Annotated in this window: 23 protein-coding genes; 19 read left to right on the top strand and 4 right to left on the bottom strand. The window is 63.3% G+C overall.

Going from position 1 to position 26,481, the window contains the following annotated elements; all coding sequences use genetic code 11:
• The first annotated feature begins 123 nt into the window (after positions 1-123).
• The 4 genes from yajC to QRM57_RS04850 all read left to right on the top strand — a co-directional run bounded on the left by yajC (position 124) and on the right by QRM57_RS04850 (position 5,916).
• The gene (gene yajC / locus QRM57_RS04865; RefSeq protein WP_257367983.1) at positions 124-507 is read left to right on the top strand and encodes a preprotein translocase subunit YajC; all 384 of its coding nucleotides are present in this window, start codon (positions 124-126) and stop codon (positions 505-507) included.
• A 114-nt stretch (positions 508-621) separates the two neighbouring features.
• On the top strand, positions 622-2,373 hold the full coding sequence (gene secD, locus QRM57_RS04860; protein WP_235520775.1) for a protein translocase subunit SecD: 1,752 nt from the start codon (positions 622-624) through the stop codon (positions 2,371-2,373).
• Positions 2,374-3,363, top strand: coding sequence for a protein translocase subunit SecF (gene secF, locus QRM57_RS04855; RefSeq protein WP_257367984.1), 990 nt, complete (start codon positions 2,374-2,376; stop codon positions 3,361-3,363).
• A 162-nt stretch (positions 3,364-3,525) separates the two neighbouring features.
• Positions 3,526-5,916, top strand: coding sequence for a RelA/SpoT family protein (locus tag QRM57_RS04850; RefSeq protein WP_284985774.1), 2,391 nt, complete (start codon positions 3,526-3,528; stop codon positions 5,914-5,916).
• On the opposite strand, the gene QRM57_RS04845 is transcribed toward QRM57_RS04850, so the two are convergent.
• From QRM57_RS04845 to QRM57_RS04835, 3 genes are all read right to left on the bottom strand, one after another.
• The gene (locus tag QRM57_RS04845; RefSeq protein WP_284985773.1) at positions 5,913-6,551 is read right to left on the bottom strand and encodes a hypothetical protein; all 639 of its coding nucleotides are present in this window, start codon (positions 6,549-6,551) and stop codon (positions 5,913-5,915) included. The genes QRM57_RS04850 and QRM57_RS04845 overlap by 4 nt on opposite strands.
• A 99-nt stretch (positions 6,552-6,650) precedes the next feature.
• The gene (locus QRM57_RS04840; protein WP_284985772.1) at positions 6,651-8,081 is read right to left on the bottom strand and encodes a DUF349 domain-containing protein; all 1,431 of its coding nucleotides are present in this window, start codon (positions 8,079-8,081) and stop codon (positions 6,651-6,653) included.
• A gap of 65 nt (positions 8,082-8,146) precedes the next feature.
• Positions 8,147-8,941, bottom strand: coding sequence for a peptidylprolyl isomerase (locus tag QRM57_RS04835; RefSeq protein WP_284985771.1), 795 nt, complete (start codon positions 8,939-8,941; stop codon positions 8,147-8,149).
• 205 nt (positions 8,942-9,146) lie between these two features.
• On the opposite strand from QRM57_RS04835, the gene hisS reads away from it, so the two are divergent.
• From hisS to QRM57_RS04820, 3 genes are all read left to right on the top strand, one after another.
• Positions 9,147-10,487, top strand: a complete 1,341-nt coding sequence (gene hisS / locus QRM57_RS04830) for a histidine--tRNA ligase (RefSeq protein ID WP_257367988.1) — start codon at positions 9,147-9,149, stop codon at positions 10,485-10,487.
• Between the two features lie 111 nt (positions 10,488-10,598).
• Entirely contained in the window at positions 10,599-12,392 is a 1,794-nt protein-coding gene (aspS, locus tag QRM57_RS04825; RefSeq protein ID WP_257367989.1) for an aspartate--tRNA ligase, read from the top strand.
• Between the two features lie 70 nt (positions 12,393-12,462).
• Complete coding sequence (locus tag QRM57_RS04820) at positions 12,463-13,245, top strand: GNAT family N-acetyltransferase (protein WP_257367990.1); 783 nt, start codon at positions 12,463-12,465, stop codon at positions 13,243-13,245.
• Here QRM57_RS04820 and QRM57_RS04815 read toward each other — a convergent pair.
• Positions 13,232-13,849, bottom strand: coding sequence for a Vms1/Ankzf1 family peptidyl-tRNA hydrolase (locus QRM57_RS04815; RefSeq protein ID WP_284985770.1), 618 nt, complete (start codon positions 13,847-13,849; stop codon positions 13,232-13,234). The two genes, QRM57_RS04820 and QRM57_RS04815, sit on opposite strands and share 14 nt — an antisense overlap.
• A 41-nt stretch (positions 13,850-13,890) precedes the next feature.
• Between QRM57_RS04815 and QRM57_RS04810 the strand changes: the two genes are divergently transcribed.
• The 12 genes from QRM57_RS04810 to QRM57_RS04755 all read left to right on the top strand — a co-directional run bounded on the left by QRM57_RS04810 (position 13,891) and on the right by QRM57_RS04755 (position 26,378).
• Complete coding sequence (locus tag QRM57_RS04810; RefSeq protein ID WP_284985769.1) at positions 13,891-15,327, top strand: replication-associated recombination protein A; 1,437 nt, start codon at positions 13,891-13,893, stop codon at positions 15,325-15,327.
• Positions 15,328-15,531: 204 nt separating this feature from the next.
• Complete coding sequence (gene rpsD / locus QRM57_RS04805) at positions 15,532-16,152, top strand: 30S ribosomal protein S4 (protein ID WP_142939071.1); 621 nt, start codon at positions 15,532-15,534, stop codon at positions 16,150-16,152.
• Positions 16,153-16,309: 157 nt separating this feature from the next.
• Positions 16,310-16,684 (top strand): DUF948 domain-containing protein, encoded by a 375-nt coding sequence (locus tag QRM57_RS04800; RefSeq protein ID WP_235520756.1) that lies wholly within the window; start codon positions 16,310-16,312, stop codon positions 16,682-16,684.
• 17 nt (positions 16,685-16,701) lie between these two features.
• Entirely contained in the window at positions 16,702-16,932 is a 231-nt protein-coding gene (locus tag QRM57_RS04795; protein WP_235520755.1) for a hypothetical protein, read from the top strand.
• Positions 16,933-17,046: 114 nt separating this feature from the next.
• Positions 17,047-19,725, top strand: coding sequence for an alanine--tRNA ligase (gene alaS, locus QRM57_RS04790; RefSeq protein ID WP_284985768.1), 2,679 nt, complete (start codon positions 17,047-17,049; stop codon positions 19,723-19,725).
• 2 nt (positions 19,726-19,727) lie between these two features.
• Positions 19,728-20,318 carry a Holliday junction resolvase RuvX gene (ruvX, locus tag QRM57_RS04785; protein ID WP_284985767.1) on the top strand — a complete coding sequence of 197 codons (591 nt, stop codon included), beginning with the start codon at positions 19,728-19,730 and terminating at the stop codon, positions 20,316-20,318.
• A complete protein-coding gene (mltG, locus tag QRM57_RS04780; protein WP_284985766.1) occupies positions 20,315-22,138 on the top strand; it encodes an endolytic transglycosylase MltG in 1,824 nt (607 codons plus the stop codon). The genes ruvX and mltG overlap by 4 nt, the downstream gene beginning before the upstream one ends.
• Positions 22,135-22,989 carry a shikimate dehydrogenase family protein gene (locus tag QRM57_RS04775; protein ID WP_284985765.1) on the top strand — a complete coding sequence of 285 codons (855 nt, stop codon included), beginning with the start codon at positions 22,135-22,137 and terminating at the stop codon, positions 22,987-22,989. The genes mltG and QRM57_RS04775 overlap by 4 nt, the downstream gene beginning before the upstream one ends.
• A 26-nt stretch (positions 22,990-23,015) precedes the next feature.
• Positions 23,016-24,215, top strand: a complete 1,200-nt coding sequence (aroC, locus tag QRM57_RS04770) for a chorismate synthase (protein ID WP_284985764.1) — start codon at positions 23,016-23,018, stop codon at positions 24,213-24,215.
• Positions 24,215-24,772 (top strand): shikimate kinase, encoded by a 558-nt coding sequence (locus QRM57_RS04765; RefSeq protein WP_374198950.1) that lies wholly within the window; start codon positions 24,215-24,217, stop codon positions 24,770-24,772. Before aroC ends, QRM57_RS04765 begins: the two co-directional genes overlap by 1 nt.
• Positions 24,769-25,860, top strand: coding sequence for a 3-dehydroquinate synthase (gene aroB / locus QRM57_RS04760; protein ID WP_257367998.1), 1,092 nt, complete (start codon positions 24,769-24,771; stop codon positions 25,858-25,860). The genes QRM57_RS04765 and aroB overlap by 4 nt, the downstream gene beginning before the upstream one ends.
• On the top strand, positions 25,857-26,378 hold the full coding sequence (locus QRM57_RS04755) for a tetratricopeptide repeat protein (protein WP_257367999.1): 522 nt from the start codon (positions 25,857-25,859) through the stop codon (positions 26,376-26,378). Before aroB ends, QRM57_RS04755 begins: the two co-directional genes overlap by 4 nt.
• Positions 26,379-26,481: the final 103 nt, after the last annotated feature.

The raw sequence follows: 26,481 nt of genomic DNA, 5'->3' as shown, positions 1-26,481 counted from the left end.
TTTAGACTGGTATGACGCTCGGCACGTTCGAGTCCTTGATTCATGCGCCCGCTCTGCGGATCAGCCAGGGACGTTGCCGTGAACCAAAACGTAAGTACAGAACGGAACTTCCCTGTGGATCCAATGACCATATTGCTGTTCGTCATGCTTGGACTCTTTGTCTTCATGATGTTCCGCCGCAACAAGAAGACCCAGCAGCAACAGGCTGAAATGCAGTCCAAGTTTGCTCCCGGCGTGGACGTCATGACCAGCTTCGGGCTCTTCGGCCGTATCGTCTCCATCGACGAGGCCGAGAACAAGGTCGTTATCGAACTGTCCCCGGGCAACGAAGCTACGGTTCACCGGCAGGCAGTCACCAAGGTAGTAGAACCGGCCGCTGAGGAAACACCGGTTGTTCCGGACGACGCATCTTCCCTGACCGTTGCCGGGACTGAAACTCCTGCCACGGTTGAGACCCCGGAAGAGACCATTGCGCGCCTCAACAAAGAGGACAAGAAGGACAACTAGCACTGTCAGCCGCGGCAACACCGCGCTGGACAACTTCTACGGCAGCGGAGAGCCGCCGGCAGACGCTCACCAGCGTCCGCCGGCGGCTGTCCGGCGATAAGAGGAAGATCGATAATGGCAAGGACCGGCCCCAAAAACTCAGCCCGCAGGGTGCTGACATGGCTAGGCGCAATATTTGTTGTACTGACCGCTGTCCTGGGTGGCGGAGTGCTGACTGGCCATGCCAGCTGGGCTCCGAAGCTTGCTTTGGACCTCGAAGGCGGAACCCAGATGATCCTGGCTCCCAGGGTTGAGGGTTCTGGCGAAATCAACGAGGAACAGCTGAATCAGGCCGTTGCCATCATCAGGCAGCGCGTTGACGGCTCAGGTGTAGCCGAAGCGGAAATCAGCACCCAGTCCGGGCGCAACGTGGTAGTGAGCCTTCCGGGAACCCCCTCCAAGGAAACCCGCGACCTCATCCAGGCATCTGCCGACATGAACTTCCGCCCGGTCATCGCTGCGGGAGACCCGGCTGCCGTTCCAGCCGAATCCCGTACCCCTGATGCCCAGCTGCCCAAGCCCACTGCGGCGCCGGCCAACGCAAGCGACATCAACTGGGTCACTGCCGATGTCGTCAAGGAATTTGAAGCACTGGACTGCGTGAATCCGTCCACGGAGAAGCGTGAGCGCTCAGATCCGGCCAAGCCGTTGGTCACCTGTGAGGCCGCCACGGATAAGACTCCCGCGGTCAAGTACATCCTTGGACCGGTGGAGGTCAAGGGCCAGGACATCAGCGACTCGACCTACTCCCAGGTCCAGGGTGCACAGGGTTCTGTCACCAACTCCTGGGGCGTGAACATCGTCTTCAACGCGGATGCTACCGCGAAGTTCAAGGCAGTCACCGAACGCCTTAACCAGTTCTACGCTGCCGCGCAGGCCCAGGGTACGGATGATCCCAAATCGCAGTTCGCGATTGTCCTTGACGACAAGGTCATCTCCGCGCCTCGCTCCCTTGCCGTCATCACGGACGGTAAGCCGCAGATCACGGGCAACTTCACCCAGGCATCAGCCAAGGCGTTGTCCGACCAGCTCCGGTATGGCGCGTTGCCCATCAGCTTCGAAATCCAGTCACAGGAGCAAATTTCCGCGACGCTCGGTGGCGACCAGCTTCGCCTGGGCCTGCTGGCCGGTGTGATCGGCCTGCTGCTCGTTGTGGTCTATTCGCTCTTCCAATACCGGGCACTCGGCTTTGTGACCATTGCATCCCTTGTGGTGGCCGGTGCCTTGACGTACCTGGCCATTGCCATTCTCGGCTGGACCGAAAATTACCGGCTTTCCCTGGCCGGCGTTGCGGGTTTGATTGTTGCCATCGGCCAGACCGCGGACTCCTTCATCGTTTACTTCGAACGTATCCGCGATGAGCTCCGCGACGGCCGTGGACTCGTGTCCGCCGTCGAAAATGGTTGGAAGCGTGCCAAGCGCACCGTTCTGGCCTCAAAGGCGGTCAACCTACTCGCTGCCCTGGTTCTCTACTTCGTGGCTGTGGGCAACGTCCGCGGCTTCGCCTTCACCCTCGGCCTCACAGCCCTGGCCGACCTCCTGGTGGTGTTCATGTTCACGCACCCCATGCTCCAGGTCCTGGCACGCACCCGGTTCTTCGGCGAAGGACACCGTTTCTCCGGACTGTCGCCCGACCGTCTGGGCGCTGTTCCGCTGTACCGCGGCGCGGGCAGGCTCCGCACCCCGGATCAAAAGCCGACGCCGGTACGTGCGCGCAACACCGGTGCAGCAGCCGAAGCAGAACGCCGCATGACCATCGCCGAACGGCGCCTCGCCGAGAAGAGCCAGTTCGCCGGCTCCTCCAAGGCGACCAAGGAGGAGAAGTAAATGACAACGAGCTTCGCAACCTTCGGCCATGAGCTCTACACGGGCAAGCGTTCTTACAACTTCGTCAATTCCAAGAAGATCTGGTTCACCATTGCGGCCGTAGCCGTGGCTCTGTCCATCCTGATCCCTGTGGTCAAGGGCGGATTCAACCTCGGCATCGAATTCCGCGGTGGCTCCGAGTTCACCGTTTCGAACGTGGCCAACACCGACGCCGGGCTCGGCGAGAAGGCAGTCCACGAAGTGGTGCCCGAGGCCATCCCGCGTGTCGCGAACGTGGCCGGCAACACCATGCGGATCCAGACGGATCAGCTCAGTGACGAACAAACCAACCGCATCAAGGACGCGTTGACCAGTGCGTACGGGGTCACCGAGAACGAGGTGACGTCCAACTTCGTGGGCCCCACCTGGGGACAGGACGTCACGCGCCAGGCGCTCATCGGCCTGGTGGTCTTCGTTGGGCTGGCCGCGATCCTGATGGCGCTGTATTTCCGTACATGGAAAATGTCGCTGTCGGCACTGGTGGGCATGCTCGTCACCATGTTCACCACAGCGGGCGTCTACGCTTTGAGCGATTTCGAAGTGACGCCGTCGGCCATCATCGGCTTCCTCACCGTCCTCAGCTACTCGCTGTACGACACCGTGGTGGTGTTCGACAAGATCCGCGAAAACACGTCCGATATCACGACGTCGACGCGTCGTACCTTCGCTGAAGAGGTCAACCTCGCAGTCAACCAAACCCTGGTTCGCTCCATCAACACCATGATGGTGGCAGTCCTGCCCGTGGCAGCCATCCTCTTCATCGGGGCCGGGCTGCTGGGTGCCGGTACGTTGCGGGACCTCTCCTTGGCACTGTTCGTGGGCATCCTCATTGGCACAGCGGCAACGATCTTCATCGCCGCGCCCCTGTACGCCTGGCTGCGCCAAGGCGAACCGGAGCTCGTCAAGCAAGCCAAGAAGGTATCGCACCGCCGGGCCGAAGCAACCGTCTAGGTCCACCCCAAAGTACAGTTTCACCGGAGAGCCGGCCTCCGCAGCATTGCGGAGGCCGGCTCTTTGACTTGTCCACGTCCTCGTCATGTGCTGTCCGGTTGCAGAAGCATTCGCTGACGGGAATAGACTGGGAGAATTAAATAGGTTGTGAGGGGTGCTTCTGTGGAAGAACGTGCGACGTCGGCACCACCGGCGGGCGGGGAAGATGGCCGTAAAGCTGTGGCCGTCCCAACAACAGGCGTGGCCGAACGGACCGCAGGTGCGGTACCGATCGACAGCGGCGTGCGCCCGACTTTCCCCGGCAGGAGGGAACGTACACGTTCCAGGCTCGCCCGCCTCACAGGCCGGGGTGTCGCCCCCTACTCGCCAATCCTGGAACCGCTGCTGCGCACCGTTCGGGCCAATAACCCCAAAGAGGACTTCGACCTGATCCAACGGGCGTTCGCGGTAGCGGAGCGGAGCCACCAAGGCCAGAAGCGCAAGAGTGGTGACCCGTACATCACCCACCCGGTTGCCGTGGCCACCATCCTGGCTGAGCTCGGCATGACGGGGACCACCCTCGCGGCTGCATTGCTCCACGACACCGTGGAGGACACTCCCTACACCCTCAACGACCTCACCCGCGACTTCGGCCCCGAGGTCGCCATGTTGGTGGACGGCGTGACCAAGCTGGACAAGGTCAGCTTCGGCGAGGCTGCCCAATCCGAGACCGTCCGCAAGATGGTCGTGGCCATGGCCAAGGACATCCGTGTCCTCATGATCAAACTGGCGGACCGCCTGCACAATGCGCGAACGTGGCGCTTCGTCTCTGCGGAGTCGTCCTCGCGCAAGGCCCGCGAAACCCTGGAAATCTTTGCTCCGCTTGCCCATCGCCTGGGCATGAACACCATCAAGTGGGAACTTGAGGACCTGTCCTTCGCGGCGCTGTATCCCAAGGTGTACGAGGAAATCGTCCGCATGGTGGGAGACCGCACGCCGGAGCGTGAAAAGAGCCTCAGCGTCATCCGCAACCAGATCGCCGACGATCTGCGGACCTCGCGCATCAAGGCCACCATCACCGGCAGGCCGAAGCACTATTACTCGATTTACCAGAAGATGATCGTCAGGGATAAGGATTTCGACGACATCAACGACCTCATGGGCGTGCGTGTCCTGGTCGATTCCGTGCGGGATTGTTATGCCGCACTGGGAACGCTCCATTCGCGGTGGAACCCCCTGCCGGGGCGGTTCAAGGATTACATCGCGATGCCCAAGTTCAACATGTACCAGTCGCTGCACACCACGGTGATCGGTCCGGGCGGTAAGCCGGTCGAAATCCAGATCCGCACGCATGAAATGCATCGTCGGGCCGAATACGGTGTCGCAGCCCACTGGAAGTACAAAGACCAGCCCAACCGTACAGCCCAAGGTCCTGGCAGCCCGCGGGACGGGGACATGGGATGGCTTCGGTCCCTGGTGGACTGGCAGCAGGAAACTTCCGATCCTGGCGAGTTCCTGGATTCCCTAAGATATGAAATCAACGCCCGGGAAGTCTTCGTCTTCACCCCCAAGGGTGAGGTGATGGCCCTGCCCGCCGGTTCCACTCCCGTTGACTTCGCTTATGCGGTACACACTGAGGTGGGCCACCGCACCATCGGTGCACGCGTCAACGGCAAGCTCGTTCCACTGAACAGCGAACTCAACCACGGCGACTGGGTGGAGATTTTCACCTCGAAGGCCGAAGGGGCCGGGCCGAGCCAGGACTGGCAGCACTTCGTCAAGTCGGCGCGTGCGCGGAACAAGATCCGCCAATGGTTTACCAAGGAACGCCGCGAAGAGGCGATCGACCGCGGCAAGGACATGCTGACAAGGGCCATGCGGAAGCAGAACCTTCCCTTGCAGCGGCTCATGACGCACGATGCTTTGTCGGCCGTGGCGGAAGCGTTCCACTATGTAGACATCTCGGGGCTGTATGCGGGAGTCGGCGATGGACACACGTCGGCACAGTCCGTCATGGAAAAGCTCGTTGAGCACCTTGGCGGCCAGGAGACCCCGGACGAAGATCTTGAAGAAGTCAGCATCCCCACCCAGGTTGCAAAGTCCAAGTTCTCCGACTCCGGCGTCATCGTCCGTGGTGTCGGGGACGTGTGGGTCAAGCTGGCCCGCTGCTGTACCCCTGTGCCCCCGGATCCAATTCTGGGCTTTGTTACCCGTGGTTCCGGTGTCTCTGTGCACAGGACGGACTGCACCAACGTTTCGGGGCTCCGTGACCAGCCGGACAGGATTGTTGAAGTGGAGTGGGCCCCCACCCAGTCCAGCGTCTTCCTCGTGGAGATCCAGGTGGAAGCGTTGGACCGCAAATCGTTGCTCTCGGATGTTACGAGGATCTTGTCCGAGAACCACGTCAACATCCTGGCCGCATCCGTGCATACGTCCAGTGACCGGGTGGCCATCTCGAAGTTCGCTTTCGAGATGGGTGACCCCAAATACCTGCACCATGTCTTGAACGCCGTGCGTCGCATCGACGGTGTCTTCGACGTTTACCGCACAACGGGGAACCGGCGCCGCAGCTAACCCTGTCCATGTTGCCCAGGGTTTTGATGCTCCGGATTGCGGGCATCGAGCAGTGCCAGGGTGGCCAGTGCCCGCTTCTTGTGGGGCACCCTGGGCGCGGCCTCGACGGCCAGGATGAGCAGTCGCAGCCTGATGCCGAGCTCGTCCCGGCTCAGGAGGCGCTTCAATGCGGGCAGCGCACGTTCTGTTTCCACGTGCAGGGCGATATCGGCTGCGGTGCGCAGCGGGCTGCTGACCAGCATCCCGCCCATGCTCACCACATCCAGCTGTCCCAGCCTGACTTCGTGGAGACTGCAGGCAGCAGCTCCCCGCAGGCTGGATATCCGGTGCTTCGCATCGACCAGGAGGGACAGGCGTTCAGGGGGCTTCGCGCAGCCGTAGATCCATGCCGCGGTCAGCCTTCCGGCCACCACTTTGGTCCGAATCCTCTCCGGCACTGTCATGGCCGCAGCACGGGCCCGCAGGCGGTAAGTGACAGCCACGCCTGGCGAGGCATAACTCTTCCCGTAAAGCGGCAGGAGGATGCCGTCGATGGCCATGCCCTGCAATTCATTCCAGGTAAAAAGGCGGCTGGGGGAGTAGAGCTCGGACAGTACGGGCTCCACTAAGTGTGGGGCAGTTGCAACGGGGACCATCCACCGATCATTCCGTGCGGCCACCCAACGAGTACAGGCTCCGCCCCGGCTATGTGGATAACCGGAACGGAGCCTGTAGGACGGGAACGTCAGGTGGTGCTAAGCGAGGTCGCTGGCCGAGCGCTGGATCTGGTCAAGCCAGGCCTGACGGGCTTCCAGGGCTTCGCGGGCCGCCTTGATGCGTCGCTGATCGCCTGCCTTTTCGGCTTTCTCCAAGTCTTCCTTGAGGCCAGCGATGGCGGCTTCGAGCTGGGACAACGCACTGTTGGTGCGTGCCTTGGTTTCCGGATTGCTCCGACGCCACTTCTCTTCCTCAGCCTCACGAACAGCGTCTTCGAGCTTGCGAAGACCTGCCTCGATTCGACCCATGTCGGCGCGGGGAACCTTGCCGGCGTCTTCCCAACGGTCCCGGATGGACTGGAGGGCCTTCTTGGCGGAGTTGAGGTCGTTGATCGGCAGAAGAGCTTGTGCCTCGGCGACCAGCTGTTCCTTCACGGCCAGGTTCGCGGTGTATTCCTGGTCGATCTGGTCATTGGCTGCCTGGCGGTTGCTGAAGAACACGTCCTGCGCTGCGCGGAAGCGGCCCCACAGGGCGTCGTCATCCTTGCGGCTCGCACGCGGCGTGGCCTTCCACTGGTCCATGAGCCTGCGGTATTCCCCGGCGGCATAGCCCCAGTCAGTGGAGGAGGAGAGTGCCTCAGCCTCGGCGATCAGGGCTTCCTTGGCTGATTTGGCAGCAGAGTTGTTGCTGTCCAGCTGGGAGAAGTAGGCCCGGCGATGGCGATCAAAGACGGTGCGTGCGGAACGGAACCGCTTCCACAGGGCGTCCTCGTTGCTGCGGCCCAGGCGGACGCCGCTCTTCTGTGCTGCTTTCCAGGTTTCGAACAGCTCGTTCATGCGCGCGCTGGAGGTCTTCCACTGAATGTGGGCCGGATCCTGGCCGGCAATGGACTCAGCCTCGGCAACGATGGCCTCACGTGCAGCGAGTTCGCTGGCGCGTACGGCCTCGTGAGCAGCCTTCTCAGTCTTTTCCAGCTCAACGATCTGGGCCGACAAAGCGTCAAGGCGGCTTTCCGCCGAGCGGATATCGCCCACCATGTTGCGCTCAGCGAGCTGTTCGCGGAGGTGCGTCACAGTCTTCTGCATGTCCGTGGCAGGTGCCTTGGACTCCACACGGTGTTCGAGCAGGACCACCTGGGCGATGATGTCGTCGAATTTCCGGGCGAAGTAGCCCAGTGCTTCGTCGGGGCTGACGCCGGGGTACTGGCCGACAGCGATTTCTTCGCCGTCCAGTGTCAGGAACACATGGCCGTCCCCTTCTGCGCGGCCCCACTTCGCTGCCTCAGCAAGCGACGCCGATGAAACAGCCGGAGCGGCAGGGACGACGGCGGCCGGAGCCTTGGGGCGGGCCGCGAAAGCCGCGGGAGACGGGGCTGCGGAAGGCGTCGGCCGGGGCGCGGCTGGCGCTTGTCCGGCAGCTTCTTCGTTGGCCGCTACTGCTGTTTCGTCGGGTTTCTGACTGTCTGTCACCGCTAAAAGTCTTTCGCTTGGAGGGACTGCTGGGTAATGCACCCCGGGCTGGGGCCAGGAGTTGGTTACTTCAGAGAGAACGAGTCTATCGTGACAGGTGCCACAGGGGCGCCGTCGCCGCTGTTTGCGCCAGCTTTGAGGCCGGCTGCAGCGATCTTCGTAACAACGTCCAGGCCGCTGGTTACCTTGCCCACCACGGTGTAGCCGCCGGCTGTGTCAGCGGGAATGGTGGTGTCCTTATAGACAACGAAGAACTGGTGGCCATTGCCGTAGGCGTTGTTGCCGGTGCGGGCAACAGCGATCGTTCCGGCGGGGTATTTGTTGTCCGTGGGGGTGTTTTCCAGTGGGCCCCAACGGTAGTTGGCGTCGTCCGAGCCGTCGGCGGTCTTCGCGCCGCATTGCAGGAGGCCGAAGGTTTCCGCCGTCGTAAGCCTGTGGCAGTTTGCCCCGTTGTAATAGCCTGCGTCCGCCAGTGATTTCAGTACCGCTGCTGCCTGCGGTGCGGCGGTACCGTTCAACTCAACGCCCAGCGTGCCACCGTTCAAAACCAAGTCACCCGTGAAGGTCTTGCCGGCAGCGGTGTCCGGGCTGGGGATGTCGGCGCTGTTGGAAGCCGACGGCGAAGCGGACGGAGAGCTCAGGCCGGCTTCGGCGGCGGCGAACTCGGCCTCGGTGGGATTGGAACTGAAGACAGTCAGCTGCATCACGACAGCCAGGACCACGGCTGCCGCGCCGGCGCTGATGGCGATGGTGTTGTCGCGTTTGCGTCGCTTGCCCTGTTCCTGCCGCAGGGCACGCTTGGCTTCCATCTGCCTGATGCGACGTTTCGATTCGCGGTCATCCCGCGACCTTGTAGCCAAGAGTCCTCCTGATTGTGTCCCGCTTCCGATGGCTGCCGGGCAGTATGCGGGCATGCTGCATTAGATGTGCACGCGCGGAAAGCATAAACTGGCTGCCGCACATAGTTTATGCATGACCGGCTGGACGCCCGCCTTATAAACGCCGATTGGATGTTTAAAGCTGCGGAGCTGTTGCCAGCGTCAGCTTTCTGAGGAGACACATTCCATGGCACGTAGCGCCTCCCTGTCCGGATTCCCCGAGTGGCTTCCCCAGGAGCGGTTGGTGGAGCTCCACGTGCTCGATACGCTGCGGAAGACGTTTGAACTGCACGGCTTCTCATCGATTGAAACCCGGGCCGTCGAAACAGTTGGCCAGTTGCTTCGCAAAGGCGAGATCGACAAGGAGGTCTACGGCCTCAGCCGGCTTCAGGACGACGACGGTGACGCCGCCAAAACGGACCCTAACGCCCTGGCCCTGCACTTCGACCTCACTGTGCCGTTCGCCCGCTACGTTGTGGAAAACGCCGGCTACCTGGCGTTTCCTTTCCGGCGCTACCAGATCCAGAAGGTCTGGCGTGGCGAGCGTCCGCAGGAAGGCCGTGCCCGTGAGTTCACCCAGGCCGACATCGACGTCGTGGGAGACGGCGAGTTGCCGTTCCGTTACGACGTCGAAATTGCCCTGGTGATCGCTGAGGCCCTGAGTGCGCTGCCCATTCCGGATTTTCGGCTGCGGATCAACAACAGGAAACTCGCCGAAGGCTTCTATCGCGGTATTGGCCTCACAGACACTGCCGGGGTCTTGCGCAGTATCGACAAACTGGAAAAGATCGGGGCCGCGAAGGTTGCCGAGCTCCTGAAGACTGAGCTGGGGGCGACGGACGAACAGGCCGGCCTCGCCCTTCAGTTGGCCAGCATTCGCACGGAAGACACCTCGTTCGTGGATAAGGTGCGCGCGCTGGGGGTCAAGGATGAGCTTCTTGAAGAGGGTCTTGGCGAGCTTCAGCAGGTTATTGAGGCCGCGGTCCAGCGTGCCCCCGGCAAGGTCGTGGCGGACCTCAGCATCGCCCGCGGCCTGGATTACTACACCGGAACTGTGGTCGAAACGGTGCTGGTGGGCCATGAGCAGCTCGGTTCCATCTGTTCGGGCGGCCGGTACGACGCCCTGGCCAGCAAGGGCAACCGCAAGTTCCCCGGCGTCGGGCTTTCCATCGGCGTGACGCGCCTGGTTTCCCGCATCCTCAGCCAGGAACTGGCAACGGCATCGCGTTCGGTACCCACAGCAGTTCTCGTGGCTTTGAACACGGACGACAGCTGGGCCGCCGCCCAGGACATCGCAGCGCAGCTGCGGGGCCGGGGGATCGCCACGGAAGTCGCCGCCAAAGCCGAGAAGTTCGGCAAGCAGATCAAGTTCGCCGACCGACGGGGCATTCCTTTCGTGTGGTTCACCGACGACGACGGCAAGCACCAGGTCAAGGACATTCGTTCCGGTGAACAGGTTGATGCTGACCCGTCCAGCTGGACGCCGTCGGAAGAGGACCTGCACGTACGCGTCACCACAACCGCCTGATACGCACACAGAGCTTGTCCCGCCTGTGGCGGGAGGCGCGGCCGGGGCGGGTAAACTCGGACGGGACCGCTTTGCAGCGGTCCCGTTAAATTTCATGCTGAAAGGAATGCTGTGCTGCGCACACATGACCTCGGATCGCTTCGCTCCGAGCACATTGGACAAACCGTTACCCTGGCCGGCTGGGTGGGACGGCGCCGTGATCACGGTGGCGTTGCATTCGTTGACCTGCGTGATGCGTCCGGTGTCGCCCAGGTGGTTGTCCGTGAGGAAGAGGTCTTCCATGGCCTGCGGAACGAGTACGTGCTGCAGGTGACGGGTACCGTCAACAAGCGTCCTGAAGGCAACGAAAACCCGGCCCTGGCGACCGGTGAAATCGAGGTCATCGCCGACAAGGTTGTTATCCTCAACACCTCCGACGCCCTGCCTTTCCAGATTGACGAGCACGTGGAGGTCGGTGAGGAAGCCCGGCTCAAGCACCGCTACCTGGACCTTCGCCGTCCCGGCCCCGCACGCAACCTCCGCCTCCGCTCCGAGGCGAACCGGGTAGCCCGCGAACTGCTGCACCAGCGTGGCTATGTGGAGATCGAAACCCCCACGTTGACGCGTTCGACGCCGGAAGGCGCCCGCGACTTCGTCGTACCGGCGCGTCTGGCCCCGGGTTCCTGGTACGCGCTGCCGCAGTCGCCGCAGCTTTTCAAGCAGCTGCTCCAGGTGGGCGGTTTTGAGAAGTACTACCAGATCGCCCGTTGCTACCGTGACGAGGACTTCCGCGCCGACCGCCAGCCGGAGTTCACCCAGCTGGACATCGAAGCCAGTTTCGTTGACCAGGACGACATCATTGAGCTCGGTGAGGCGATCGTCAAGGCACTGTGGCAGCTGATCGATGTCGAAATCCCCACACCGATCCGCCGCATGACGTACCTGGACGCCATGGCCAGGTACGGCTCGGATAAGCCGGACCTGCGTTTCGGCGTGGAGTTGACGGAGCTCACCGAGTTCTTCAAGGACACCAACTTCGGCGTCTTCAAGGCCCCGTACGTCGGCGCAGTGGTCATGCCCGGCGGTGCTTCCCAGCCGCGCCGCACCCTGGACGGGTGGCAGGAATTCGCCAAGCAGCGTGGCCACAAGGGCCTGGCCTACGTCCTCTTCAAGGAAGACGGCGAACTGGCTGGCCCGGTTGCGAAGAACCTCACCGAGGAAGAGCGGGCAGGCCTGGCCGATGCTGTTGGCGCCAAGCCCGGCGATTGCATCTTCTTTGCTGCCGGCGAGAAGTCCGCAGCGCGGGCGCTCCTCGGCGCAGCCCGTGTCGAAATCGGGCACCGCACCGGCCTGATCGATCCCAACGACTGGGCGTTTGTCTGGATTGTGGACGCTCCCATGTTCGAGCCTGCCGCAGCAGCAGTGGCTTCCGGTGATGTCGCTGTGGGCGGCGGACAGTGGACAGCTGTGCACCACGCTTTCACCTCGCCGCGGCCGGAGTACCTGGACACCTTCGACAAGGATCCCGGATCGGCACTGTCCTACGCCTATGACATTGTCTGCAACGGCAACGAGATCGGTGGCGGTTCCATCCGTATCCACGACCGTGAAGTGCAAGAACGCGTGTTCCAGCTCATGGGCCTGGACAAGGAAGAAGCAGAAACGAAGTTCGGCTTCCTGCTCGAAGGCTTCAAGTACGGCGCACCTCCGCACGGCGGAATGGCCATGGGCTGGGACCGCGTTGTGGCCCTCCTCGCCGGCGTGGAGTCCATTCGCGATGTCATTGCCTTCCCGAAGACCGGCAACGGGTACGACCCCCTGACCGCGGCACCTGCCCCCATCACGGCCCAGCAGCGCAAGGAAGCGGGCGTCGATTTCCGGCCCGAGGCCAAGCCTGCCGCCAAGGCGGAAAACAAGTCCGAATAGCACTACGACCAAAGGCCCTCCACTGCGGTGGAGGGCCTTTGGTGTTCCTGCGAATGAAAGGCGTCGAGGCATGCTCGAGCAAGCACACCTGGAAACGCTCATGGATAAGGCGTGGCCTGCCCTTGAACGCGAAGACACAGGGGAGTGGGTGCTGCGCGCGTCCGAAGGGGTGACGCAGAGGGCCAATTCCGTCTGGCCGCGCACCATCATTGACTCTGCCGACGACGCCCCGGACCTTGCTGCATCCCTCCGCTCCGCGTCTGAGTGGTACCGGCAGCGGCGCCTCCCGCTCATTTTCCAGGTCTTCGACGACCCCCGCAGCGCCGCCCTTAACACCATGCTGGACACGCAGCGCTTCACCAAGCAGTCTGAAACGCGGATCATGGTGCGCGGCCTCGAAGGACTGCCCGCGCCCGCTTCCAGCCGGAACGTCGAGCTCAGCGATGAACCTTCCGAAGAATGGCTCAGCGTGTGGTGGTCGGTGGATGGTCGCGGCGGTGCAGCAGAACTTGGGGTCGCCCGCCGGATCCTGCTCGGCTGCCCGGCGTTGTACGCGTTGGTAAGGGACGACGACGGCGTACCAGCCGCCGTCGGACGCCTAGCCGCGGCTGATGGCTGGGGCGGCATCTACGGCATGGCGACGACGGCCACGCACCGAAGGCGCGGTTACGGCAGTCTGGTGCTGGCGGCGCTGCTGGACTCCGGCGCCGAGCGCGGGCTCCAGGGCTTCTGGCTGCTGGTCACCGCAGCCAACCAGGGGGCGCAGTCGCTCTACGCACAGGCGGGGTTCACCAACTACGGCAGCTACCTTTACCGGCAGGCTCCCATCAGGCGTGCCCTCAGCGGCTGCTAGGGGGCGGGTTGGTCACGGTAATCCTGATGGCGCACGCCTCCGCGGCTGCTTTCTGGAGGACCGCTGGTTTGGGGTCCTGGATGTCCAGCAGGGCCAGCCGCGTCCGCCCTGCCACGGCCCCCAGGGATGGTTCAGCGAGGACCTGATCCACCAGCGCCCTGTCGCCACCTGGAACGATGTACTCGATCAGGTGACCGGCAAAGACCTCTGCGGCGTATCCGGCGGTGGTCCGGGCATCGGCGTAGCGCTTGCCACCTTTTGAAGCGAGGACACGCTGGCCGCTGGCCGCCGCGACGGCGAAACCGCCCCGGCGGACCAAGAGGATGCCCAGGCCGCGCTCCTGGGTGGCAAGGGAAGCGAGCCTTTCAATGCTGCTTGCACCCCGCCCGGGCCTTCCGTCCACGGGCCAGGGGGCGCGCAGGAGGGCCATCGCGCCGTCGGACGCCTGCAGGACCAGGCCGTCGTCGACCATCTCTTCCTGCAACGGTCCATGACCGGCAGCGAACCTGTCCACCCATCCGCTGAGCCGCTGGGCCGGTACCAGCGCCAAGCGGGTGGTGGTTCCTTGCTGCTTCGGCAGCGGTGTGGAATCGGGGCGGCCCACGTCGATGTCTCCTTTGCTGGAACTATGAGTAGCCTATCCATGTGGAAGATCTCTTTGGTGCCGGTGCTGACAACGACGACGAATCGGAGGACCTGCCCGGTATGCCGCAGTCCCTCCGGGCGCCGTCAGACGCGCACTGGATGGCTTCCCAGCGCAGCCCCCTGGCTGTGCGGATGCGGCCCCGCACCCTGGATGACGTCGTGGGACAGCAGCATTTGCTGGGCCAGGGTTCACCGCTTCGCCAGCTGGCGGCCGGTGCCGAAGCGGCAGGCCCCGCCGGACCCAGCTCCGTGATCCTCTGGGGGCCACCAGGAACCGGAAAGACAACCCTCGCGCATGTTATCGCCCGCGGTCCGGGCCGGAAGTTCGTGGAATTGTCGGCCATCACCGCCGGGGTCAAAGACGTACGGCGAGTCATGGACGAGGCCCTGACAGCCCGGGACCTCTACAAGAAGACCACCGTCCTCTTCCTTGACGAGATCCATCGCTTCAACAAAGCGCAACAGGATGCGCTGCTGCCCGGCGTCGAGAACCGCTGGGTGGTGCTGGTGGCTGCCACCACGGAAAACCCCTCATTCTCGGTGGTGTCGCCCCTGCTGTCCCGATCCCTCCTGCTGACGTTGAAGCCACTGACCGACGACGACATTTCAGGATTGCTGCAAAAGGCGGTGGTTGATGCCAGGGGCTTGGCTGAACGGGTGACGCTCAGTGACGAGGCTTTGGACCACCTGGTGCGCCTGTCCGGTGGTGACGCCAGAAGGGCCCTGACGGCCTTGGAAGCTGCCGCCGGCGTGGCATTCGGTGACTCCGCAGCCGAGGACGACGGCGAGTCCGCGGACCCAGTGGTGGTGGAGCTTCGCCACACCGAGCGGGCCCTCGACGCTGCCGCGGTGCGCTATGACCGGGCCGGAGACCAGCACTATGACGTAGCGAGCGCGTTCATCAAATCCATCCGCGGCTCCGACGTCGACGCCGCCCTGCATTACCTGGCGCGCATGCTTGAGGCCGGCGAGGACCCGAGGTTCGTGGCCCGCCGCATCGTCATTTCAGCAGCCGAAGACATTGGCATGGCAGATCCGACGGCGCTGCAGACAGCCGTGGCTGCTGCGCAGGCCGTCCAGTTGATCGGAATGCCGGAAGGTCGGATCGTCCTCGCGGAAGCCGTGGTCCACCTGGCCACCGCGCCCAAGTCCAATGCCGCGTACATGGGATTGAATAAGGCAATTGCCGATGTCCGGGCCGGATACGGCGGTGGAATCCCCATGCATCTGCGGGACGCGCACTATCCCGGGGCCAAGCAATTGGGCCATGGAAAAAGCTATAAGTACGCGCACGACGAACCCCATGGTGTGGCACAGCAGCAATACCCGCCGGACGACCTGGTGGGCAAGGACTATTACGAGCCCACCAATAACGGCGCCGAACGGGACATCGCCGCCAGGCTGGAGCGACTCCGCAAGATCGTGCGTGGCGAGTAGCGGCCAGGACCAGCCAGGGGCCGGCGCTGCCACTGTGCGTGGTAGGATGGATCCTTGTCTGGCATGGCCCGACGCACAATCCCTTTGAAGATTTCTTACATAGTGCTGTGCGCCCGGGCTAGTAGCAAGAGGCAGCGGTTGGCCGATGCTCTCCCTGATGGAGGCCAGTAACACTGACACACCGCAGTAATTGGAAGGACACAAGTGGCTAACAACACTCGTGCTCGCCGTACCGCACGCCTTTCGCGTGCACTCGGCATTGCTCTGACCCCCAAGGCCGCCAAGTACATGGAGCGCCGCCCGTACGGCCCCGGTGAGCATGGCCGTGCCCGCAAGAAGCAGGACTCCGACTACGCCGTACGTCTGCGCGAAAAGCAGCGCCTGCGCGCCCAGTACGGCATCCGCGAAGCCCAGATGACCCGTGCCTTCGAAGAAGCACGCCGCACCAAGGGCCTGACCGGTGAAAACCTGGTTGAGCTGCTCGAAATGCGTCTGGACGCCCTGGTGCTCCGTGCAGGCTTCGCCCGCACCATCGCACAGGCCCGCCAGTTGGTTGTGCACCGCCACATCATGGTTGACGGTGTTCGCGTGGACCGTCCGTCCTTCCGCGTTGGCGAAGGCCAGCTCATCCACGTTCACAGCCGCTCCGAGGTTATGCCCCCGTTCCAGGTGGCAGCTGCTGGTGCACACGTCCTGAACAACGTTCCGGCTTACCTGGACGTCAAGATCGACGCCCTGCAGGCACGCCTGGTTCGCCGTCCCAAGCGCTCCGAGGTCCCCGTGATCTGCGAAGAGCAGCTCGTCGTCGAATTCTACGCACGCTAAATCCAAGCAGCGTATACAAAGAAGCCCGTGGCAGCCGCCGCGGGCTTCTTTGTATCCCGGGTGCCCGCCCTTTGTAGGTAAGGTACTGGGGGAGGCCTTGGCCGCGCCGGGAACCGGTGGGCGCAGGGCAGCGCAACGATCCTAGGAGAAGAGTTCTATGTCTGGTGGCGACATCGCCGGCCTCATCGCAGCGGGAGTGTTCGCGCTCCTTGTCCTGCTGTTGGCCGTGCCCATCTTGAAGCTGGGCGGCGTTTTTGACGAAGTCCGCACCTCCATCCGGCTCATCAGCGACGGCGCTACGCCCCTGATGGACGAAGTGACCGCCACGGTCACCACCACCAACCAACAGCTCAAGAAAGTTGACGGGATAGCTTCCAATGTCTCCGATGCCTCGGCCAACATCTCGGCGCTTTCGTCGCTGGTTGCTGCCACCGTGGGCTCACCGCTGATCAAGGTGGCGGCATTCAGCTACGGCGTACGTTCAGCATTCGCTGGCCGCCGCACACCGTCCTCCGGCCGCCGCAGCCGCTGAATCAACGGGAGAAACCGATGAAAAGAATTGTCTGGATGGGTATCGGCGTCGCCATCGGCGTCATAGCGTTCCGCAAAGTAACGCAGGCGCAGGCCAATCTCGGCCCGGAAGGGCTGAACCGCGCCGTAGGCCGCATGGCCGACGGCCTCTTTGATTTTGCCGATGCGGTCCGAACCGGCATGCACCAGCGCGAAGAGGATTTGCGGGCGGCGCTGGGAATCCAGGACGACGGGGCAGGCCGCCGCTAGCGGGAGCGTTTCGCTCCCGAGGCCGCAACAGGGCAGAATGGAAAGCTGCGGAACGGCACCAGCCGGTCCGCGCACATCGTGTGCAGTGAATTGAGAAGGGTAAGTAATCAGCTAATGAAGTCGCAGGAGATCACCAAGCGCTGGGTGGACTTTTTTGTCAGCAAGGGCCACACCGCCGTTCCCTCCGCGTCGCTCGTTTCCAGCGACCCGTCGCTTCTCTTCACTGTGGCCGGGATGGTTCCCTTCATTCCGTACCTGACCGCCCGCGAGGAGCCGCCCTACAGCCGCGCTACGAGCGTGCAGAAGTGCATCCGTACCGGTGACATCGAGGAAGTCGGAAAGACCGCCCGCCACGGCACGTTCTTCCAGATGTGCGGCAACTTTTCCTTTGGGGATTACTTCAAGGAAGACGCCATCAAGTTTGCGTTCGAGCTGCTTACCAGCAGCGTCGACGACGGCGGCTACGGACTCCCTGCCGAGCGCCTGTGGGTGACGGTCTACGAAGAGGACGACGAAGCCAAGGAACTCTGGCTCAAGAACACCGGCATTCCGGCTGAGCGCATCCAGCGCATGGGGAAGTCGGACAACTACTGGCACACCGGCCAGCCTGGTCCGGCGGGTCCGTGCTCGGAGATCTACTACGACCGTGGACCGGCCTACGGCATTGAGGGTGGCCCGCTGGCCGATGAAACCCGATACATCGAAATCTGGAACCTGGTGTTCATGCAGTACCAGATCGAAAATGTGCGTTCCAAGGTCGATTTCGACATCGTGGGCGAACTGCCCAACAAGAACATCGATACCGGCCTGGGCATGGAACGTCTTGCAATGATCCTGCAGGGCGTTGAGAACATGTACGAGACCGACCAGGTCCGTCCTGTCATCGATAAAGCCGCTGAGTTGTCCGGCCGCGAGTACACCTCCGCTGAGACTCCTGAGGATCCCCACCACACGGACGACGTCCGCATGCGCGTGGTCGCCGATCACATCCGTTCGGCCTTGATGCTGATCGCTGATGGCGTTGCTCCGTCCAATGAGGGCCGCGGCTACGTGTTGCGCCGCCTGATCCGCCGCGCCGTCCGCGCCATGCGCCTGCTGGGCGTGGAGAAGGCATGCCTGCCGGACCTCCTGCCTGCCTCCCGCGACGCCATGAAGGGCGTCTACCCCATCGTTGAGACGGACTTCGCGCGGATCAGTCGCATTGCGTATGCCGAAGAGAAGGCGTTCCTGCGCACCATCGCCTCCGGAACTGCGCGCCTGGAAGATGCGGTGGCTGAGTCCAAGGCTGCTGGCGTTCCACTCTCGGGCGCCGACGCTTTTGCCCTCCACGACACCTACGGTTTCCCGATCGACCTGACGTTGGAAATGGCTGAAGAGGCCGGCCTCAAGGTGGACGAGGCAGGCTTCCGCGCACTCATGCTCGAGCAGCGCCAGCGCGCCCAAGCAGATGCCAAGGGCAAGAAGGGCGGCCACGCCGACCTCAGCGCCTACCAGGAGCTCCTGGGCAAGGGCGAAACCGTCTTCACCGGTTACGACGAACTCGAGGGCGAGGCTAAGGTCCGCGGCATCGTCAGCGGCGGACGCGCGGTGGCCCATGCGTCCACCGGTGACGAAATTGAGCTGGTCCTCAACGAAACCCCGTTCTACGCAGAAGCCGGCGGACAGTCCGCTGATACCGGCCTCATCACCGGCGATGGCTTCGTGGTGGAGGTCCTGGACGTCCAGCGCCCCATCAAGGGCTTGAGCGTGCACAAGGCGATTGTCCGCGAAGGTGAGATCGGCTCCGACGCGTTGGTGCGCGCCGCCGTCGACCGTGAACGCCGCCACGCAGCCGAGCAGGCGCACACCGGCACCCACATCGTGCACGCCGCCCTGCACCAGATCCTTGGCCCGGAAGCCACCCAGCGTGGTTCCTACAACAAGGCAGGCTACCTGCGCTTCGACTTCGCCTGGGGTGAAGGCCTGAGCACGGCTACGCGGTCCGAAATCGAAGAAGTTTCCAACATCGCCATCCGGAACAACTTCCGCGTGGACACCAAGGTGATGGGCCTTGCCGAGGCCAAGGCGTTGGGCGCCATGGCACTCTTCGGCGAAAACTATGGCAGCGAAGTGCGCGTCGTGGAGATCGACGGCGCATGGTCCCGTGAGCTGTGCGGTGGTACCCACGTGTCCAACACCTCCCTGATCGGCAGCCTTTCGTTGCTGGGAGAGCAGTCGGTTGGTTCAGGAAACCGCCGTGTCGAGGCCTTCGTGGGCCTGGACGCGTTCCGTCACCTGGCAGCAGAGCGCGCGTTGGTCAACGAGCTCACCGAACTGCTGAAGGTGCCTTCCGGACAGCTCGCGGACCGTATCTCCAGCACCCTGAGCAAGCTCAAGGCCACGGAGAAGGAACTTGACCGGCTCCGCAAGGAGCAGCTCACTGCTGCAGCGGCCAACCTGGTGGGCACGGCAAAGGATGCAGCGGGTGTGCGTGTTATCGCCCACGATGCCGGCCAGGTGGGTGGTGCGGACGATCTGCGCAACCTTGCCCTGGATCTGCGTAACCGTTTGGGCTCCGACGCCGCCACAGTAGCCGTCGCAGGTGTCAGCAATGACCGCCCTGTGGTCCTGATTGCCACGAACGAGGCCGCCCGCGAGGCAGGCGTAAAAGCCGGCGCTTTGGTTCGCACGGCTGCCGGCATCCTCGGCGGTGGCGGCGGCGGCAAGGACGACGTCGCCCAGGGCGGCGGCACCGACGCTGGGAAGGTCCCTGAGGCCCTCACAGCGGTGGTGGACGCGATAGCCAAGCGCTGACGGTGGCTGCGAGTACGAACAGTGGCGTCTACCCCCGGGGCATCAAGCTGGGGGTAGACGTTGGCACGGTCAGGGTGGGCGTGGCGATCTGCGATCCGGACGGAATCCTGGCGACCCCGTTCAAAACGGTGAGCCGGAACGCCAAGAAGAACACCGACGTGCGCGTCATCGTCAAGCATGCCCTGGAGCTGCCGGCAGTGCAGATATTTGTTGGCCTTCCCCGCACCATGAAAGGTGAGGAACGCGCGTCAGCGCAGATGGCAACAGAGTACGCAGAACTCCTGGCCGGCGAGCTTTTCCTCGCCGGTTCGGACATCCCTGTGGCCCTGATTGACGAGCGTCTCAGCACTGTTACGGCTCACCGCAACCTGCACGAAGCTGGCATGAGCAGCAAGAACCACCGTAAAGTGGTTGATCAGGTTGCTGCTGCTGGGATACTCCAGCAAGCAATCGACATGCAAAAAGCCAGAGGAACGGACGTTGGCCGCCGAGTGCAGGTACCGGCGCAGTCCACAAAGCCCGGCAGTGCCCCAACGCTGCAGGCTCCCTCCGGCAGTGAACCCGATTCTTCTACGAGGGGACTGCAACTGTGAGCCCGGTCAACAACGACCCCTCCACCGGTGCTGCGGGCGGCGGCATGCCGCTGACCCGCAAAGAGCTGCGCGCGCGGGAACGATTCCTCGCCACCCAGAACCACAATGTGGTACCCGTTCCTGAAGCCACGCCGGGTGAAACTGACCCGCCTGCCGACGTCGAGTTGCCGCGACCCGTTCCCGCGGTTCCTCCGGCCCCCGCTGTTCCACCAGTGCCGGACGCGCGGCCGGAAGCCGCCAAGCCACTCGTTCCATCGGTGCAGCCTGAGCCTGCTGCGCCACGCGCCCCCGAAGCACGCCCCGCATCTGAGGCAAATCCGGCAGCGGCGGCAAATCCGGCAGCGGAGGCAAATCCCGCATCTGAAGCACATCCCGCAGCGCCGGAGACGGCTTTCGACGCGGTGGCCTCCGTTGACGGGCCGGGGGCTGAAGCCCACGTGCCGCAAACGGAAGAAGGGGCACACCACGACGAAGCTGGGCACGAAGATCCGGAGCAGGCGCACCTTGCACACGTTGATCACGAACCCCAGCACCACGAACTACATCACCACGAACCCCAGCACCACGAACTTGAAGGCGACGTGGAGCACGCCGAGCATGCAGCGCTCCTCGTTGACCATCACGAGTACGCAGACCACGCTTTCGATGTCCACGATGTTCATCATGATGACCAACACCACGTTGACCACCATGAAGACCATCACGACCTCATTGCCCCGGTTCTTGCCCCGGTGGAAGCCCCGGGCTCCAAGGCTGCGGCGAAGAAGGCGCGTCGACGCCGTCGTGTTCTTGCCCTACTGATCACGCTCGGCGTGTTCGTGGCCGCGATTGCCATAGGAGCCCAGTTCCTGAAGCCTTTGCTGGGGATGGACAAGGTCACCGACTATCCAGGTCCCGGTACCGGTTCAGTGAAGATTACTGTGGCCGAAGGCTCCGGGCCGAAAATTGTGGCGAACGCCCTGGTACAGAACAAGGTCGTTGCTGATGCTGACTCCTTCGTCAAGGAGTTCATGAGCGAAGGTGCCGAGTTGTCGCCGGGCGAATTTACGTTCCGTACCGAGATGAAGAACTCCGACGCTGTGGCTGTCCTCGCCAACAAGGACGCTTCAAAGGTCATGTATTTCGCGCTGAGTGCGGGCCTGCGGATCACTGAATCCCTGGAGGCAATCTCCAAGGGATCAGGCATTCCCCTGCAGCAACTCAACGCCTTGAACCAATCGCCGGCGCAGTTCGGCGTGCCTGCCAAGGCCAAGAACCTTGAGGGCTTCCTGGCTCCCGGGGAGTACCGGTTCGATCTCGGGACCTCCGGAAAGGACATCCTCCAGAAGCTGGTGAACACCACACTGGACGAGCTGAAGTCCCAGGGGATCACCGATCCCGCCAAGCAGTACGACACCGTGACCATCGCGAGTATCGTGCAGGCTGAGGGTGGCCAAGCGGACTACGGAAACGTGGCCGGCGCGATCTACAACAGGCTCAAACCCAACAACGTCGAAACCAGTGGGCTTATCCAGTCAGACGCTACGGTGACGTACGGGTTGGGCAGGAAGTCCTTCCATGTCACGGAAGAGGAAAAGGCAGACAAATCAAACCCGTACAACACGTACGCGAATGTTGGGCTGCCGGTGGGTCCCATCGGATCACCGGGTAAGACTGCGATCGACGCTGCTGCCAAACCGACCCCCAATGACTACCTGTACTGGGTGACGATCAACCTGGACACCAAGGAGACCAAGTTCTCCAAGACGCTGGCTGAGCACTTAACCTATGTGGAGCAATACAACGCATGGTGCCAGGCCAACGCGGGACGGTGTGTGTGAGACGTCGTGCCGCAGTCCTGGGGCATCCGATTTCGCATTCGAAGTCCCCAGCGCTGCACACCGCCGCCTACGCCAAGCTCGGCGTGGACATTGACTACTCGGCCATTGACGTGACGGTTGCCGCCCTTCCGGAGTTCATGGCATCGCTGGTCGGCGATGAATCATGGTGCGGTTTGTCGGTGACCATGCCGCTGAAGTCGGCCATGGTCCAGGAAGTTGACGAAGTCCGCGGGGCAGGCGCCCAGCTGGGAGTCATCAACACCGTGGCTTTCGAGAACGACGGCGGGACGGTGCGTCGTGTAGGTTACAACACTGACGTCGCTGGGATTGTTGAGTCGGTCCGGTACGCCGGTGTTGCCTCCACTCCGCATGCCGCCATCCTCGGTGGTGGAGGCACCTCCGCCGCGGCCGTCGCCGCTGCCCGCGAACTTGGTGCCGGCCATGTGGACGTTTTCGTCCGTGACGCAGGACGTGCCGGCGAAGCGGAAGCTGCTGCGGCCGCCGTCGGAATGTCGATTGCTGTCCGGCCGCTGACGCAAGCAGCCACCGCCATTGCCGGAACGGATCTGGTGATCTCGACCTTCCCGCCGCGTGCGGCCGACTCATTGGCTGAAGAGCTTGCGGCATTTCCCGGAACCGGGGCCGGTGTGCTCCTGGATGTCGCGTATGATCCCTGGCCGAGCCGCCTGGCCGAAGTGTGGCGCGGCCATGGGGGAGCGGTGGTTCCCGGGCTGGAGATGCTGATGTACCAGGCGGCGGAACAGATCAGGCGCTTCAGCGGCTGTGACGTGGATGCCGCCGTCATAGATGTGATGTGCGACTCAGTCGGGCTTCCCCGGCGGGTGTTCTAGAAGCCTTACATGGCAGGATTGGTTATATGTTGCGTTGGTTGACTGCCGGTGAATCCCACGGTCCGGCTCTGATCGGAATTGTTGAAGGCGTGCCCGCCGGTGTTGAACTCACCAGTGGGCAGATTCGCGACGCGCTGGCGCGTCGCCGCTTGGGCTACGGACGTGGTGCCCGGATGAAGTTCGAGCAGGATGAAGTCACCATCATGGGTGGCGTCCGGCACGGCCTGACCCAAGGTGGCCCAGTCGCCATCCAGGTGGGCAACACTGAGTGGCCCAAGTGGGAGCAGATCATGGCTGCTGATCCCGTGGACCCCGAAGTGCTCGCCGACCAGGCACGCAACGCTCCCTTGACCCGGCCCCGTCCCGGCCATGCCGACTTCACGGGCATGCAAAAGTACGGCTTCGACGAAGCCCGTCCGGTCCTTGAGCGTGCAAGCGCCCGGGAAACTGCCACCCGCGTTGCCCTTGGCACTGTCGCGGCCCAGTTCCTGAAGCAGTTGGGCGTCGAGTTGGTGAGCCACACTGTCTCCATTGCCAGCGTGACGGTTCCGGAAGGGCGGGCCCTGCCGCTGCCCAAGGACGTCCTGGCGCTTGACGCCGACCCCCTGCGCTGCTTCGACCGCGAGACCTCGGACGCGATGGTTGCCGAGGTGGATGCTGCCCACAAGGAAGGCGAAACCCTGGGCGGAGTTGTCGAAGTTCTCGCCTACGGGCTTCCGCCTGGACTGGGCAGCTACGTGCACTGGGACCGTCGGCTCGACTCACGGTTGGCCGCAGCACTCATGGGTATCCAGGCCATCAAGGGCGTGGAGGTTGGGGACGGCTTCCTGACCGCTGCTCGACGCGGCTCGGCTGCCCACGACGAAATCCTCAAGGACGAGAATGGCAGGATTGTCCGCCAGACCAATCGTGCCGGTGGCATTGAAGGGGGCATGAGCATTGGCGAGGTCCTGCGGGTTCGCGCCGCCATGAAGCCGATCGCCACGGTTCCGCGTGCGCTCCGCACCATCGATGTCAGCACCGGAGAGCCTGCCAAGGCCCACCACCAGCGTTCGGACGTCTGTGCGGTGCCCGCCGCCGGCGTCGTTGCCGAAGCCATGGTTGCTCTCGTTCTCGCCGAAGCCATCGCCGAGAAGTTCGGCGGCGACTCCGTTGCCGAAACGCAGCGCAACCTGCAGAGCTACCTCGACAGCATCCCGGCCACCCTGGACTCGGTCGGCCGGTAGTGGTCCCCGATATCCGGCCTGGCCGCCCTGTCGTCCTGGTGGGTCCAATGGCCGTCGGTAAATCGGCCATCGGCCAGCAACTTGCTCAGCAGCTGGGTCTGCCCTTCGTGGATACCGACGCAGTGGTTGTTGCCGCGCATGGCAGCATCGCAGACATTTTCGCTGGGCGCGGGGAGCACGCGTTCCGTGAAATTGAGGCACGTGCCGTGGCGAAGTCCATCGAGTCAGCCAAGGCGCAACCGGCCATAATCTCCCTTGGCGGGGGAGCGGTCCTGGACACCGGCACCCAACAACTGCTGGGCGAGTGCACTGTGGTTTACCTCGAATGTGACGCGGAAACGGTCGCCGATCGGATTGCGCGCAACACCGGGAGGCCTTTGCTGCAGGGTGACGCCATGGAACGCTGGGAATTGCTTTTTGCCACCCGGCGTCCCGTCTACGAACGTCTCGCGGACCTGGTCATTGATGTGCGTTCAGGATCCGTGGCGGAAATCGGCCTCCAGCTGGAGGCGCGGCTGCGCGAGCATGCAGCCTTGAAACAGGAAGTTGAAAAGTGAGCAACGAAGCAACGGTCATCAAGGTGACTGGACAGGCCGCCAGCGAAAACTACGACGTCGTGGTGGGCCGCGGCCTTCTGGAGTCCTTGCCGGCCAAGCTCGGTGAGCGTGTTCGACGGGTGCTGGTCATCCACCCACGTGCCTTGCGCCTGACCGGCGATACCGTCCGTGACGAGCTTGAGGCTGCCGGTTTCACGGCGCTCACGGCGGAGATCCCGGACGCCGAGGAAGGCAAGCACATCCAGGTTGCCGCGTTCTGCTGGCAGGTGCTGGGACAAAACGACTTCACCCGATCGGACGCCATCGTTGCCGTGGGCGGCGGGGCAGTGACCGACCTGGCGGGCTTTGTGGCAGCGACGTGGCTCCGGGGCGTCAAGGTCATCCACATGCCAACCAGCCTCCTGGGCATGGTGGATGCTTCGGTTGGTGGCAAGACCGGAATCAACACCGCAGAGGGCAAGAACCTCGTGGGCTCCTTCCACCCGCCGGCGGCCGTGCTTGTTGATCTCGACACGCTCCAGACCCTGCCCAAGAATGAGCTTATTTCCGGCATGGCCGAAGTGATCAAGTGCGGTTTCATCGCCGACCCCGTGATCCTGGACTTGCTGGAAAACAAGACCGAGGCCGCCATGGATGCCGGCTCCGACGTTGTCCGCGAGCTCATTGAGCGGGCCATCTCCGTCAAGGCCAACGTCGTGTCACAGGACCTGAAGGAATCCGGCCTCCGCGAGATCCTCAATTACGGTCACACTCTGGGCCACGCCATCGAGCTGGTTGAGCGCTACTCCTGGCGTCACGGTGCCGCTGTATCGGTGGGCATGATGTTCGCCGCCGAGCTGTCCCGCAGCGTGGGCCGCCTGTCCGATGCCGACGCCGACCGGCACCGCACCATCCTGGAGAGCCTGGGCTTGCCGATCACCTACCGCAGGGACCGCTGGCAGGGTTTGCTGGATGGGATGCGCCGGGACAAGAAGTCCCGTGGCGACCTTTTGCGCTTTGTTGTCCTTGACGGCATAGCCAAGCCGGGCATCCTGGATGTTCCTGACACTTCGCTCTTGTTTGCGGCCTACCAGGAAATCGCATCATGACCATCGCCCTGCAGGACGGCGTGAGCGATTGGCCGACAGCCGGTTTCCCGGGCGTCCGCATGAACCCGGACACGCTGCTTCCCGTCGTCGTCAACGAAGAGGCAATGGAAGCAGCACTGGCGGCCTCCGAGGATCCAGCGGACCGGATCATGGCCCTCCTGCTTGATAACCAGCCAAACGAAGCCGCTGAGCTCCTTGCCGAAGCCCGCTATAAGGATCCCGAGTCATTCCGTCTCCGGATCTTCGAAGCCGAAGTGCACCGGGCCACCCATCGCCTGGACCGCGCCGTGCAGTTGTTCAGGCACTTGCTGCATGATGTCCAGGGCAGTTCCAAGGAAGCGATCGTCCATCAGTACCTTGGCCGTGCCTACTTTGTCAGTGGGAATGCGCTGGCGGCGTCGGAAGAGTTCGCCAAGGCCTTGGACCTGCGCGTGGCGATGGCTGCTGATGCCGCGCTCATCTACTCGTCCGCAGTGGCCCTGCAGCGCGCCCGGAACGTGCTGGAACTGGCTTCCTAGGAGCCACCGGAAACGCCGCCCGCAAGCCTCGGCCGGTTTTGCCGGTAGAATGGTTTTTGGATTTTTGATAAATACGCGCTGGCGCGCCGATTGGCACGCCTGC

Origin of the sequence: Arthrobacter sp. fls2-241-R2A-172, from assembly GCF_030208885.1 — a bacterium.
Taxonomy (GTDB): Bacteria; Actinomycetota; Actinomycetes; order Actinomycetales; family Micrococcaceae; genus Arthrobacter.
The sequence above is the reverse complement of the archived record's forward strand: the minus strand, read 5'-3'. Positions and strand labels throughout refer to the sequence as shown.